The sequence below is a fragment of the Kitasatospora sp. NPDC127060 genome (assembly GCF_042724935.1).
Classification (GTDB): Bacteria; Actinomycetota; Actinomycetes; order Streptomycetales; family Streptomycetaceae; genus Kitasatospora.
In genome coordinates, this window is sequence record NZ_JBHXEG010000134.1 from 1 (window position 1) to 14,985 (window position 14,985).

The following is a 14,985-nucleotide window of genomic DNA, read 5'->3' on the forward strand; positions in this document are numbered from 1 at the left end:
TGCGCGGGGCCGTTGGGGGCCGACAGCTGACTGGTGGTCCCGTCCTGGTTGACGGCCGAGCCGCGCACCACCGCGAGGATCTGGTGGCCGTTGCGCCGTGCGTCGGAGAGCCGCTCGACCAGCAGCAGGCCGACGCCCTCGCTCCACACCACGCCGTCGGCGGCGGCCGCGAAGGACTTGGAGCGCCCGTCGGGGGCCAGGCCGCGCTGTCGGCTGAATCCGGTGAACGCGACCGGGGTGGCCATGACGGTCACGCCGCCCGCCAGGGCGAGGTCGCACTCGCCGTTGCGCAGTGACTGCGCGGCCAGGTGCAGGGCGACCAGCGACGAGGAGCACGCCGTGTCCAGGGTGACGGCCGGGCCCTCCAGGCCGAAGCTGTAGGACAGCCGCCCGGAGGCGACGCTGCCCGCGCTGCCCGTGACCACCTGGCCCTCCAACCCCTCCGGCATCCGGCGCAGACGCGACGCGTAGTCGCCGTACATGACGCCGGTGAAGACGCCGGTGCGGGAGCCGCGCAGCGCCTCGGGGTCGAGGCCGGCGTGCTCGAAGGCCTCCCAGCCGGTCTCCAGCAGCAGCCGCTGCTGCGGGTCCATCGCCAGGGCCTCGCGCGGGCTGATGCCGAAGAACGCGGGGTCGAAGTCGGCGGCGGCGTCCAGGAATCCGCCCTCCCGCACGTACGACTTGCCGGGCGCGTCCGGGTCCGGGTCGTACAGGCCGTCGACGTCCCAGCCGCGATCGCGGGGGAAGGGGCCGATGGCATCGCCGCCGGAGGCGACGAGGCGCCACAGGTCCTCGGGCGAGTGCACGCCGCCGGGGTAGCGGCAGGCCATCCCGACGATCGCGATCGGTTCGGCCGTCGCGTCGGTGTGCCGCTGGAGCTGCCGTCGAAGGCGCTTGTTCTCCAGCAGTGACGTGCGCAGCGCTTCGACGACCTTCTCGGTAGGCATGTTCATCGTCGGCTCCGTCGGTTCTGGGGTGGTCACGAGTCGGTGTCGGTGAGGGCGATCCGGACGAGGTCCTCGACGTCGGCGTCGATGAGGTCCTGCTCCTCGTCGTCCTCCTGCGCCGTCCGTCCGGGTCCGTCGGCGCCGTCGGCCAGGCCGAGGACGGCGTCCAGCAGCCCCGCTTCGCGCAGGCGCTCCGGCGGGACCGATGCGATGAGCCTGCGGAGCGCCGCGTCGGCCGCGTCGGCGGGGCCGGACGGGCCGGACGGGCCGGACGGGCCGGACGGGCCGGCGGGGACCAGCAGTTCACGCAGACGATCGGCGAGCTTGCGTGGGGTCGGGTAGTCGAACAGGGTGGTGGCCGGCAGCCGCCGGCCGACGGCGTCGCTCAGTCGGTTGCGGAGCTCGATGGCGGTGAGGGAGTCGAAGCCGAGTTCCAGGAAGCCGCGGTTGAGCTCCACGGCGGCAGCTCCGGCGTGCCCCAGGGTGATCGAGATCTCCTGGCGGAGGAACTCCAGCAGCAGGTCGGTCTGTTCGGTCTCGGCGCGGCCCACGAGGCGCTGGGCGAGCGACGGGCCGGCCTCGGTGTCCCGGCGAGGGCGCGGGGGGCCGGCCAGGGTGCGCAGGATCGGGGGCAGGGTGCCGTCCTCGGCCTGAGCGCGCAGGGTCGGCGGGTCGAGCCGGAGGAGGGTGGTGGTGGTGCGGCCGTCGTGCAGGGCGGAGTCGAACAGGGCGAGGCCCTGTCCGGCGGCGAGGGGCAGCATTCCGCCGCGGCCGATGCGGGCCCGGTCGGCCGTGCCGAGGCCGCCGGTCATCGTCCCGTCGGTCTCCCACATCCCCCAGGCGAGGGAGGCGGCGGGCAGGCCGCGGGAGTGCCGCTGTTCGGCTAGCGCGTCGAGGAAGGCGTTGGCGGCCGCGTAGTTGCCCTGGCCGGCGCCGCCGAGCACTCCGGAGGCGGAGGAGAACAGCACGAACTGTGTGAGGTCCAGGCCTTCGGTGAGCCGGTGGAGGTGCCAGGCCGCGTCGGCCTTGGGCCGCAGGACGGTGGCGATCCGGTCGGCGGTGAGGCCGGGGATCGTCGAGTCGTCCAGGACGCCCGCGGCGTGGATCACCGCGGTGAGGGGGTGCGTGCCGGGTATCGCGGCGAGCAGGTCGGCCAGCGCGTCCCGGTCGCCGACGTCGCACGCCGCCACGGTGGCGTGGGCGCCGAGGCCGGCCAGTTCGGCGAGCAGTTCCTCCGCTCCCGCCGCGGCGCGGCCGCTGCGGCTGGTGAGCAGCAGGTGCCGGACGCCGTGGGCGGTGACCAGGTGCCGGGCGATCAGCGTGCCGAGCGCCCCGGTGCCGCCGGTGACGAGCACCGTCCCGTCGGGAGCGAACGGTGCGGTGCCGTCGTCCGCCGCACCGGACCGGTGGGTCCGAGGGGCGGCCCCGGCGTCCTCGGTGCCGACGCGGGCCAGGCGGGCGGCGTAGGCCTTCCCGTCCCGCAGTGCGAGCCACGGTTCGCCGGTGAGCAGCGCGGCGCGCACGGCCGGGGCGGATGCCTCGGTGCCGTCGGTGTCGACCAGGACGATCCGGTCGGGGTTCTCGGTCTGTGCGGCGCGGACCAGGCCGCCGATGGCGGCGCCCGCGAGGTCGGCGACGCGGTCGCCGGCCACGGCGGACACAGTCGAGCGGGTGAGGACGCCGAGCCGGGAGCCGGTGAACCGGTCCTCGGCGAGGAAGGCCTGGAGGACGCCGAGGACGTGCGCGGTCGCCCGGCGCGCCGCCTCGGCCGGGTCCGTGCCCGCCGGGTCGTCGAGTGCCGGGTCGTCGAGTGCCGGGTCCGCGTCCGTCGGGGCCGGGCCTGCGGCGGGGATCCGTGTGCAGTCGAGGAGCAGCAGGTCCGGCGCGGCGGCGGTGTCCGGGGCGGACCCGTTCACCGGCCGGCCCACCGCGGCGTCCAGCAGGGCGTCCACCGGGGCGACCGGGGTGCCCGCGCCGTCCGGCGGGGCGGGCAGTGCGACCTCGGTCCAGGTGACGCCGAACCGCGCCCTGGACCCCTCGCCCCCCGCCGCGCCGAACTGTCCGGGCGCCAGGTTCCGGACCGACAGCGACTCGATCGCGGCGACCTCGCCGCCCCGGTCGTCGGTCAGCCGCAGCGCGAACCCGGTGCCCGCCCGGGTCAGCCGTACGCGGAGGGTGTCCGTGGCGTCCCCGGACACGCTGACGCCCGCCCAGGAGAACGGCACCGGCACGCCCGCGGCGCGGTCCACGTCGGTGTGGACGTACGCGAGGGTGTGCAGGGCGGCGTCCAGCAGCGCGGGGTGGATCCGGAAGCCGGACGAGGGCGACCCGGTCAGCCGGACCTCGGCCAGTACCTCGTCGCCGTGCCGCCACACCTTGCGCAGGCCGCGGAACGCGGGACCGTAGCCGAGGCCGAGGCCGGCGAGCAGTTCGTAGATCTCGGCGGCGTCGGCGGGTTGCGCGCCGGGCGGCGGCCAGGCGCCGTCGGGGGCCGGGGCCGGGGCCGGGGCCGGGGCCGAGGGGGCGAGGATGCCCTGGCCGTGACGCGTCCATCCCTCCTCGGCCGAACCGGCCGGCCGGGAACGGATGACGACGCTCCGTCGGCCGTCGGCGTCGGGGGCACCGGTGACCACCTGGAGGTGGACGGCCCCGGTCTCGGGCAGGACCAGCGGGGCGGACAGGTCGAGCTCGTCGACCCGGCCGCAACCGGCCCGCCCGCCCGCGTACAGGGCCGGCTCGACCAGCGCCGTGGCGGGGACGACCAGACTGCCGTGGACGGTGTGATCGGCCAGCCAGGGCTGGGTCTGCGCCGAGATCCGCCCGGTGAACAGGAAGCCCCCGTCGGGCAGTTCGGTTCCGGCACCGAGGAAGGGGTGGGTCGTCCGGTCCAGGCCGAGCCCCGTCGGGTCGCCGGAGTCGGCGGGCCGGCTGAGCCAGAAGCGCTCGCGCTGGAACGGGTACGTGGGCAGGCCGTCCGCGGGGCGGGCGTCGGGCAGCAGGGCCGCCAGGTCCACCCGCACGCCGTGCAGCCGTGCCTGGGCCAGCGCGGTGGCCACCGACTCCGGTTCGGGCCGGTCCTTGCGCAGCAGTGCGCCCACCAGCGGCCGGAGGTCCTGCTCGGGCAGGCAGTCCGGGGTGATCGAGGCCAGCGCGTCCGAGCCCAGTTCCAGGTAGGCGCGCACCCCGGCGGCGTGCAGGGTCGCGATGCCGTCCGCGAACAGCACCGGCCGCAGCACCTGGTCGACCCAGTAGTCGGCCGACGCCATGGTGCCGGGCTCCACCACGGCCCCGGTGACGGTCGACACCACGGGGATGGTCGGCTCCGCGTAGCGCAGCCGCTCGGCGGTCGCCCGGAGGGCCGCCGTCATCGGCTCCATCAGCGGCGAGTGGAAGGCGTGGCTGACCAGCAGGCGCTTGGTCCTGCTGCCGCGCCGGGCCCACTCGTCGACGACCGCCATGACGGCGACCTCGTCGCCCGACACCACCGTGCCGGCGGGGCCGTTGACGGCGGCGATGCCGACCGCGTCCTCCCGGCCGGCCAGCGAGGCGCGCACCTCGTCGGCGCCCGCGCCGATCGCCACCATGGCGCCGCGGCCGGCGACCTCGTGCATCAGCCGGCCGCGGACGGCGACCAGCGTGCAGGCGTCGGCCAGCGACAGGACGCCCGCGACGTGCGCGGCGGCGAACTCGCCGACCGAGTGCCCCATCAGGTAGTCGGGGGCGACGCCCCAGCTCCGCAGCAGCCGGTAGAGGGCGACCTCCAGGGCGAAGAGCGCGGGCTGCGTGTAGCGGGTCTCGTGCAGCAGATCCTCCTCGGCGGTCCCGGCGGGCGCGAACATCAGCCCCCGCAGCGGCCGGTCGAGCAGTCCGTCGAAGTGCGCGCACACCTCGTCCAGCGCGCGCCGGAACTCCGGGTGGGCCGCGTACAGGCCGCTGCCCATCCGGGCCCGCTGGGATCCCTGACCGGAGAACAGGAAGGCGGTCGCGCCGCGCTCCCCGGTACCGCCCCGGACGACGTGCGGTGCGGTGCGGCCCGCGGCGAGCGCGTCCAGCCCGGAGAGCAGGTCCTCCCGGGTCCGGCCGACCACCGCGGCCGCCCGCTCGAACACCGACCGGACGCCGAGCGAGCGGGCGAGGTCGGCGGGACCGTGCTCGGGGTGCTCCCGGACGAAGTCGCGCACCCGGGCGGCGTGTTCGGCGAGGGCCGGGTCCGTCCTGGCCGACAGCAGCCAGGGCACCACCGGGGCGGGAACGGCGGGCTCGGCGGCAGCGGTCGAGGTGGCCGGAGCTGCCGGAGCGGTCGAAGCGGTCGAAGCGTCGGGTGCGGTCGAAGCGTCGGGCGCGGTGCCCCCGGGAGCGGTGGCCGTCCCGGGCAGGTCCTCGGCGGCGGGCGCCTCCAGGACGACGTGCGCGTTGGTGCCGCTGATGCCGAACGCCGACACCCCGGCGCGGCGCGGGCCGTCGTGGTCCGGCCAGGCCCGCTCCTCCCGCAGGACGGCGACACCGCCCGACGCCCAGTCCACGTGCGGTGACGGAGTGTCGGCGTGCAGGCTGCGCGGCAGTCGGCCGTGCTGGAGCGCCTGCACCGTCTTGATGATGCCGGCGACCCCGGCGGCGGCCTGGGCGTGCCCGATGTTGGACTTGACCGAGCCGATCCAGAGCGGCCTGTCGGCCTCCCGGTCCTGCCCGTAGACCGCCATCAGCGCCTGGGCCTCGATCGGGTCCCCCAGCGGCGTCCCGGTGCCGTGCGCCTCGACCGCGTCCACGTCGGCGGGTGCGAGGCCCGCGTCGGCCAGGGCCTGGCGGATCACCCGCTGCTGGGACGGGCCGTTGGGCGCGGTGAGCCCGTTGGAGGCGCCGTCCTGGTTGACGGCCGTCCCGCGGACCACGGCGAGCACCCGGTGGCCGTGGCGGCGGGCGTCGGAGAGCCGCTCGACCAGCAGCAGTCCCACGCCCTCCGCCCAGGCGACCCCGTCGGCGCCCGCGCCGAACGGCTTGCAGCGGCCGTCCGGGGCGAGCCCGCGCTGGCGGCTGAACTCGACGAAGGGGGCCGGGGTCGCCATCACGGTCACGCCGCCGGCGAGCGCGAGGTCGCACTCGCCGTCGCGCAGGGCGCGGACGGCGAGGTGCAGGCTCACCAGGGAGGACGAGCAGGCGGTGTCCACGGTGATTGCCGGGCCCTCGAAGCCGAAGGTGTAGGCGACGCGGCCGGACGCGATGCTGCCCGCGCTGCCCGTGCCGAGGTATCCCTCGTACTCGTCGACCCGGCTGTTCACCAGGCGGGCGCCGTAATCGCTGTACATGACGCCGGTGAAGACCCCGGTGCGGCTGCCGCGGAGGTCCGCCGGGTCGATGCCGGCGCGTTCCAGCACCTCCCAGCCGGTTTCGAGCAGCAGCCGCTGCTGCGGGTCGGCGGCCATCGCGTCGCGCGGGCTCATCCCGAAGAAGTGCGGGTCGAACCGGTCCGCGTCGTGGAGGAAGCCGCCCTCGCGGGTGTAGGACTTGCCGTGCCGCTCGGGCGCCGGGTCGTAGAGCTCCTCGACGTCCCAGTCCCGGTCGGTGGGGAACGGGCCGATCGCGTCGACCCCGTCGCGGACCAGCCGCCACAGGTCCTCCGGGGACCGGACCTCACCGGGGAACCGGCAGGCCATCCCGACGATCACGATCGGATCGTCCGTGACCGTCGGCCGGGTCCGCCGCGCGGGCTCGGGCCGTCCGGGCGCCGTTGCGCCCAGGCCGGGCAGTTCGGCCCCGAGATGGGCGGCCAGCGCCGCCGGGTTGGGGTAGTCGAAGACGAGCGTCGCGGGCAGCCGCAGGCCGGTCGCGGCGGAGAGCCGGTTGCGCAGGTCGATGCCGGTCAGCGAGTCGAAGCCCAGCTCGTTGAACTCGCGGTCGGCGGGGACACGGTCGGTGCCCTCGTGCCCGAGGACCGCCGCGACCTGGTCGCGCACCGCCGCCAGCAGCACCTGGGTCCGCCGCGCTCCGTCGAGGCCCTGGAGTCGCCGCAGGAGCGGGGTCCGCTCGGTCCGGCGGTGTGCGGGCGTGCCCGCCAGCGCCGACAGCACCGGCGGGACCGCCGCCGGGTCCGCCGCGCGCAGGGCGGCGCGGTCGAGGCGCAGCGCGAGCGGCACCGGGTGGTCCGCGGCGAGGGCGGCGTCGAACAGGCCGAGGCCGGCCTCGGCGGACAGCGGGACCAGCGCGGCCTGGCGGACCCGCCGTTCGTCGGCCGCCATCCCGCCGGCCTCCGCCCACGGCCCCCACACCAGGCTGGTCGCGGGGAGTCCCAGGGCGCGGCGGCGGTGCGCGAGGGCGTCGAGACAGGCGTTCGCGGCCGCGTAGTTGGCCTGTCCGGGTGTGCCGAGCGTGCCCGCGACGGAGGAGAACAGGACGAAGGCCGCGAGCCCGGTGCCGGCGGTCAGCTCGTGCAGGTGCCGGGCGGCGTCGGCCTTCGGCCGGAAGACCGTGTCGATCCGGTCGGGGCCCAGGTTGTCCAGTGCGGCGTCGTCCAGGACCCCGGCGGTGTGCACGACGGCCGTGAGCGGGTGCCCGTCGGGGATGCCCGCGAGCAGCTCCGCGAGTGCCTCGCGGTCGGCGGCGTCGCAGGCGGCGACGGTCACCTCGGCGCCGTACCCGGCCAGTTCGGACCGCAGCTCGGTGGCGCCCGGCGCGTCGGCGCCCCGGCGGCCGGCCAGCAGCAGGTGCCGGACGCCGTGGCGGGTGACGAGGTGCCGGGCCACGAGAGCGCCCAGGGCGCCGGTGCCGCCGGTGACCAGGACCGTCCCGTCCGGGTCGAGCGGGGAGCCGGCGGGGGCGGTCAGTGGTGCGGCGGTCACCCGGGGGGTCAGGAAATCGCCCTGGCGCAGGGCCAGTTGGGGTTCGTCGAGGGCGAGGGCCGCGGCGATGGTCCGGGTGAGGGAGTCCTCGGAGTCGCTGTCGGCGCCGGTTGCGGGGCCGCTGTCGGTGCCGCCGACGGAGCTGCCGACGGAGCTGCCGACGGGCCCGCCTTCGAGGTCGAGCAGGACGAACCGCCCGGGGTGCTCGGCCTGCGCGCTGCGGACCAGGCCCCAGACGGCGGCGCCCGCCAGGTCGGCGCCCGCCAGGTCGGTGCCGGTCGGGTCGGTGCCGGGCGCGCCGCCGGCCTCGGGACCGGGGCCGGTGACGACGGCGCCCCGGGTGACGACCACCAGGCGGGACCGCGCCGGGTGGTCTCCGGTCGCCCACCGCTGGACCGTGTCGAGCACCCGGGCCACGGTGGCGCGAACCTCCTCGGGCCCGGCGTCGCCGGACGCCTCCACCCGCAGCAGGACGGCGTCGGTCGCGGGCGCCGGCTCCGGACGGGCCGTCACCGGGCCCCAGTCCAGCCGGTACGCCTCGTGCCGCCGCGCGCCGACCTCGCCGAGGGCCACCGCCCGGACCCGTAGGGCCTCCACCGCCGCCACGGGGGTCCCGTCGGAATCGGTGACGGCCAGCGCCAGGGTGTCGGGCCCGGTCCGGGTCAGCCGGCTGCGGATCGTCGCGGCGCTCCAGGCGTACGGGTCGACACCGCGCCAGGAGAAGGGCAGCAGGACCTCCCCGCCGGCGTTCAGCGAGGGGTGGTCGGTCGCCAGTGCGTGCAGCGAGGCGTCGAGCACCGCCGGATGCAGGCCGTCCGTGCCGCCGTCGGCCTCGGGGGCGTCGGCCTCCGTGTAGACGGCGGTGTCGTCCCGCCAGGCCGACCGCAGCCCCTGGAAGGCGGGCCCGTAGCCGACACCGGCGTCGGCGAGCGTGTCGTACAGCCCGTCGAGGTCGATCGGCTCGGCGCCCGGCGGCGGCCAGGCCGCCGGGAAGTCCTCGAACGGCTCGGCGGGACGGCCGCCCAGCGCCCCGGACGCGTGCCGGGTCCAGGGACGGTCGCCGTCCTCGTCGCGGTGCCCGTGGGCGCGCGAGCTGATCGTGAGGGTGTGCAGGCCGCGCGCGTCAGGTGCGGACACCAGGACCTGGAGGTCCACGGCCCCGCTCTCCGGCAGCAGGAGCGCCGCCTCGACGGTGAGTTCGTCGATCCGGGCGTTCCCGGTGACCTTCGCCGTGTGCACCGCGATGTCGAGGAAGACCGTGCCGGGCACGATCGCGGCGCCGTTCACGGTGTGCTCGGTGAGCCACGGGTGGGTGCTTCGGGACACCCGGCCGCTCAGCAGCCACCCGCCGCCGTCGGCCAGCGACGTCGCCGCCGTCAGCAGCCCGTGCGCGCCGGCCCCGGTGCCCGGGGTGGCGGGGGAGAGGGCGGCCGAGAGCCAGAACCGCCGCCCCTGGAAGGGGTAGTTGGGCAGTTGCACCGGTTGCGGGGAGAGCCGGGCGAAGAACGCCCGCCAGTCCACCGCGGCTCCGCGGAGCGCGGCCTCCGCCACGGCCGCGACCAGGGTCGGCGGCTCCGGGCGGTCCCGGCGCAGCGCCGCGATCCGGTGGCTGCGGCGGTGGCCGGTGCCTGCGGGCGTGCCCGCGTCGGGGCCCTCGTCGGTGGCCCGGCCCGGGCCCGTGCCGTCGCCCGTGCCGTCGCTCGTACGGTCGTTCGTGCCGTTGCCTGTGCGGTCGTTCGTGTCGTCGTCCGTGGCCGCGGCGGTTCCGTCGGCGGAGTCCTCCGGTCCGTCCGACACCAGCGCGGTCAGCGCCGCATCGGGGCCGACCTCGAAGAACACCGTGGCGCCCAGCTCGCGCAGCGCTTCCGTCCCGTCGTGGAACCGGACCGCCTCCCGCACCTGGCGCGTCCAGTACGCCGGATCGGCCAGCTCCGCCCCGGTGGCCTGCCGCCCGGTGAGTCCGGAGACGATCGGCAGCTGCGCCGGGTGGAAGTCGAGGCGGCCGACGACCTCGCCGAACTCGTCCAGGATGCCGTCCATGTGCGGCGAGTGGAACGCGTGGCTGACCCGCAGCGGCGTCGTCCTGCGGCCGCGCTCCGACCAGTGGGCCGCGACCCGGGCCACGGCCTCCGCGTCGCCGGAGACGACGGTCGACCGGGCGGTGTTGACGGCCGCGATCGAGACGGCCCCCGCTCCGGCGGCTTCCACCAGGGACCGGGCGACCTCCTCCTCGCCCGCCCGGATCGCGACCATCGCGCCGCGCGCCGTCACCGACTGCATCAGCCGCGAGCGTTCGGCGACCAGCGTGCAGGCGTCGGCGAGGCCGAGGACCCCGGCCACGTGTGCGGCGGCGATCTCGCCGACCGAGTGCCCGAGTACGGCGTCGGGCCGCAGGCCCCACGACCCGAGCAGGCGGAACAGCGCCACCTCCAGGGCGAAGACGGCCGGCTGCCCGTATCCGGTCCGGTCGAGCAGTGCCGCCTCCGCCGTGCCCGCCTCGGCGAACATCACCGAGCGCAGCGGTACGTCCAGTCGGGCGTCCACGTGCGCGCAGACCCGGTCGAGTTCGGCGGCGAAGACCGGGAAGTGCTCGTACAGCTCCCGGCCCATCCCGGGCCGCTGGGCGCCCTGGCCGGAGAACAGGAACGCGGTCCGGCCCGCCCCGGGGCGCACCCCGCCGGCGGTCCGTCCGCCGTCGGCGACGGCCGCCAGGGCGGCGCGGAACTCCTCGCGGGTGCTGCCGGTCACGGCGGCGCGGTGTTCGTGCAGTGGCCGGGCCGCCAGCGCGGCGGCGACGTCGGCGGGGCGCAGGCCGTCGTGCCCGTCGAGATGGGCGGCGAGCTGCCGTGCGTGCGCGGTCAGCGCGGCTTCGGTCCTGGCCGACAGCAGCCAGGGGACCACCGGGGGCGCGGCGGCCGGGTCCGGACGGTCCTCCCGCCCGGCCTTGGCGGTGGCCTCGTCGGCTCCGGCCGCCTCGTCGGCTCCGGCGGCCCCGTTCCCGTCGGCTTCGGCGAGTTCGGCGGCCTCGGCGAGTTCGGCGGTGACGCTGACGGGCGCGGGACCGGGGTCCGGGACGGCCGCGGTCGCCGGGTCCCATTCCAGGACGACGTGCGCGTTGGTGCCGCTGATGCCGAACGCCGAGACACCGGCGCGGCGCGGCCCGGCGGTGTCCGACCACGGCCGGTCGGCGGTGAGCACCCGGACGCCGCCGGACTCCCAGTCGACGTGCGGCGTCGGCTCGTCCACGTTCAGGGTGCGGGGCAGGACGCCGTGCCGCATCGCCTGCACCGTCTTGATGATCCCGGCGACGCCGGCGGCGGCCTGGGTGTGGCCGATGTTGGACTTGACCGAGCCGATCCAGAGCGGCCGGTCGGCGGGCCGGTCCTGCCCGTAGGTGGCCAGCAGCGCCTGGGCCTCGATCGGGTCGCCGAGCCTCGTCCCGGTGCCGTGCGCCTCGACCGCGTCGACGTCGGCGGGTGCGAGGCCCGCGTTGGCCAGGGCCTGGCGGATCACCCGCTGCTGGGAGGGGCCGTTGGGGGCGGTCAGGCCGTTGCTGGTGCCGTCGGAGTTCACGGCCGAGCCGCGCACCACCGCGAGCACCTGGTGCCCGTTGCGCCGGGCGTCCGACAACCGCTCCAGCAGCAGCACGCCGACGCCCTCGCCCCAGGCGGTGCCGTCGGCGGCGGCGCCGAACGGCTTGCACCGGCCGTCGGGCGCCAGGCCCCGCTGCCGGCTGAACTCGACGAACAGCGTCGGCGTCGCCATGACCGCGGCGCCGCCCGCCAGTGCCAGCCCGCATTCGCCGTTGCGCAGTGACTGCGCGGCCAGGTGCAGGGCGACCAGTGACGAGGAGCAGGCCGTGTCGACGGTCATCGCCGGCCCTTCGAGGCCGAAGGTGTAGGCGATCCGGCCGGAGGCGACGCTCGTCGTCGAACCGGTGATCCGATAGCCCTCGGGGTCGGTGCCGGCCGGCCGGGCACCGAGCCCGTACTCCTGCGCGGCCGTCCCGATGAACACCCCGGTGGCGCTGCCGCGCAGTGAGGCCGGGTCGATGGCGGCGTTCTCCAGCACCTCCCACGTGGACGCGAGCAGCAGCCGCTGCTGCGGGTCCATCGCCAGTGCCTCGCGGGGGCTCACCCCGAAGAACTCCGCGTCGAACTCGTCGGCGTCGTGCAGGAACCCGCCGTGCCGGGCGTACGTCTTCCCCTGCCGGTCCGGGTCCGGGTCGTACAGATCCTCGGCGTCCCAGCCGCGGTTGGCCGGGAATCCGCCGATCGCGTCGACGCCGTCGGCCACCAGCCGCCACAGGGCGTCGGGGGTCCGGACGCCGCCGGGGAAGCGGCACGCCATGCCGACGATCGCGATCCGGTCGTCCTCCTCCCCGCCCGCCGTGGCGGACGCGGCGGTGCCGTTCGCGACCGGCGCCGCGACGGGCGGCTCGGTGTCCAGCAGTTCGGCACCCAGCCGGTCGGCGAGCGCCGCCACGGTCGGATGGTCGAAGACCAGCGTGGCCGGCAGTCGGAGCCCCGTCGCGGTGTTCATCCGGTTGCGGAACTCGACGGCGGTGAGCGAGTCGAAGCCCATGTCCTTGAAGCTGCGCGTCGCGTCCACGCCGCCCGTTCCGCCCGTTCCGCCGTGCCCGAGCACCGCCGCGACGTGCGCGCCGATCAGGTCGGTGAGCGCCGCTCGCCGCTCCGCACCGCCCAGCGGGCGCAGCCGTCCGGCCAGGCCCCCGGTGGCGGACGGCTCGGCGGCGGCCGCGGCGGCCCGCCGCAGGGACGGCCTGGCCAGGGTGCGCAGGATCGGCGCGACCGAGCCGTCCTCCGCGTCGATCGTGGTGGGCCGGATGCGGGCGAGCAGCAGCGGGGTGTGGTCCGGCACCGCGAGCGCCGCGTCGAACAGGGCCATCCCCTGCTCGGTGCCGATCGCCGCCGCGTTGCGGGTCAGCCGGGCGACGCCGGCGCTGTCCAGACCGGCCGTCATGGAGCTGGTCTCCGCCCACAGGCCCCATGCCAGCGAATCCGCGGGCAGTCCGCGGGAGCGGCGGTGGGCGGCCAGCGCGTCCACGAAGGTGTTGGCGGCCGCGTAGGTGGACTGCCCCGGGTTGCCGATGACGCCCGCGGCGGAGGAGAACAGCACGAACGACCGCAGATCGAGGCCCTCGGTCAGCGTGTGCAGGTGCCAGGCCGCGTCCGCCTTCGGCCGCAGGACGGCGTCCGCCTGCTCGCCGGTGAGCGCGCCGAGCACGCCGTCCTCCAGGACCCCGGCGGTGTGCACCACGGCGGTGAGCGGATGCTCCTCGGGGATGCCCGCGAGCAGCCCCGCGAGTGCCGCGCGGTCGGCGGTGTCGCAGGCGGCGATGGTGACGTCGGCGCCCGCCGCCACCAGCTCGTCCCCCAACTCCGGTGCGCCCGGAGCCGCGACGCCGCTGCGGCTGGTGAGCAGCAGGTGCCGGACCCCGTGGGTGGTCACCAGGTGCCGGGCGAGGTGGGCGCCGATCGTGCCGGTCCCGCCGGTGACCAGGACGGTGCCGTCCGGGTCGAAGGCGAACCCGGGGGCCTCCTCCTCGGGCCGGACGGCGACCAGGCGCGGGCGCAGGCAGGCGCCGTCCCGCAGCGCGACCTGGATCTCGCCGGAGGCGACCGCCTCGCGCAGCGCCGCCGGTGCCGTGCCGGCGCCGTCCAGGTCGACCAGCACGAACCGGCCCGGCTCCTCCCACCAGGCGGCGCGGAGCAGACCCCACACCGTCGAGCCCGGAAGGTCCTCGATCGGGTCGCCGGGGTGGACGGCCACGGCGCCGCGGGTCAGGACGACCAACGTGGACGAGGCGAACCGCTCCTCGGCGAGCCACGCCTGGACCAGGCCGAGGACGTGTCGCGCGGTGTCGTGCGCGAGCGCGGCCGGATCGGCGCCGGTCGGCGGCGTGGGGCAGGGCAGCAGGACGACGTCCGGTGCGGGCGCACCGGCGTCCATCGCCCCGACCAGGGCGCCCAGCGTCGCGTGCTCCGCGACCCCGTCGAGCGGCACGCCCAGACCGGCCGCGCCGTCCCCGAGCACCGCCCAGGCCCCGGCCTCCCGGGCCGGGGCGGCGCTCTCGGGGGAGGCGCCGACGGCGCGGGCGGGCTCCGTGCGGACCCAGTCCATCCGGAAGATCGAGTTGTGCAGCGGGTGCGGGCCCGCGAGCCGTCCCGGGTCGAGCTCCCGCAGCCGCAGCGACGGGATCGTGATGAGCGGCCGCCCGAAACCGTCGGCGATGTCGAGCGCGGCCGTGGTGTCGTCGACCAGCGTCGTGCGCACCCGCAGCGCGGTCGCCCCGGTCGCGTGCAGGGTGACGCCGGACCAGGAGAACGGCAGCCGGACGGGGGGCGCGGCGCCGTCCGGGCCGGCGCCGAGCGCCACCGTGTGCAGCGCGGCGTCGAGCAGTGCCGGGTGGACGGCGAAACCGGCCGGATCGGCGTCCTCGGGCAACCGGATGTCGGCGTAGAACACGTCGCCGTCCCGCCAGGCCGCCCGCAGCCCGCGGAAGGTCGGACCGTACAGGTAACCGAGGCCGGCGAGCCGCCCGTAGAAGTCGTCCAGCGGGACGGGCTCGGCCCCGGCCGGCGGCCACGCCTCGTCGACCACCGGCGGCTCGGACCGGGCGCCCTCCGCGATGGTGCCGACGGCGTGGCGGGTCCACGGCTGGTCCGGGTCGCCGGCCGGACGCGAGTGGACGGTGACGGTGTGACGGCCGTCCCCGTCGGGTGCGGTGGCGACATGGAGCCGGACCGGGGAGCCGTCGGGCAGGGTGAGCGGACTTTCGAGGGTGAGCTCCTCGACGTGGGCACGGCCGAGCGCCCCGGCGGCGTGCAGCGCCATGTCGAGGAACGCGGTGCCCGGGACCAGGACGGTGTCCTGCACGGCGTGGTCGGCCAGCCAGGGCTGCGCCGTGGTGGAGACCTGGCCGGTGAGGATCAGCCCCCGCCCCTCGGGTTGTTCGAGGCTGCCGCTGACCAGCGGGTGGCCGGTCGTGGTCTGCCCGGACCCGACCGACGTGCTGCTCGGCATGGCCCAGTAGTGCTGGTGTTGGAAGGGGTAGGTGGGGAGGGGGGTGTGGTGGGGGGTGGGGGTTTTGGTGGTTGTGGTGGTGGGGGTGTTGTGGGTCCAGGTGTGGGCGAGGGCGTGGGTGAGTTGGGTGGTTTCGGGGGTGTTGCGGCGCAGGGTGC

Annotated in this window: 2 protein-coding genes; both read right to left on the reverse strand. The window is 76.7% G+C overall.

Annotated elements, in window-relative coordinates:
• Nucleotides 1–953: beta-ketoacyl synthase N-terminal-like domain-containing protein (locus tag ACFWIS_RS39050; protein WP_380462947.1), on the reverse strand; the 953-nt coding region annotated here is incomplete at its 3' end.
• A gap of 26 nt (nucleotides 954–979) precedes the next feature.
• On the reverse strand, nucleotides 980–14,827 hold the full coding sequence (locus ACFWIS_RS39055; RefSeq protein WP_380462949.1) for an SDR family NAD(P)-dependent oxidoreductase: 13,848 nt from the start codon (nucleotides 14,825–14,827) through the stop codon (nucleotides 980–982).
• Nucleotides 14,828–14,985 lie beyond the last annotated feature (158 nt).

What these genes read in the sequence shown, in the direction of transcription:
- ACFWIS_RS39055 (WP_380462949.1), bottom strand. Translation starts at nt 14,827, where the DNA reads ATGCCGAGCAGCACGTCGGTCGGGTCCGGGCAGACCACGACCGGCCAC.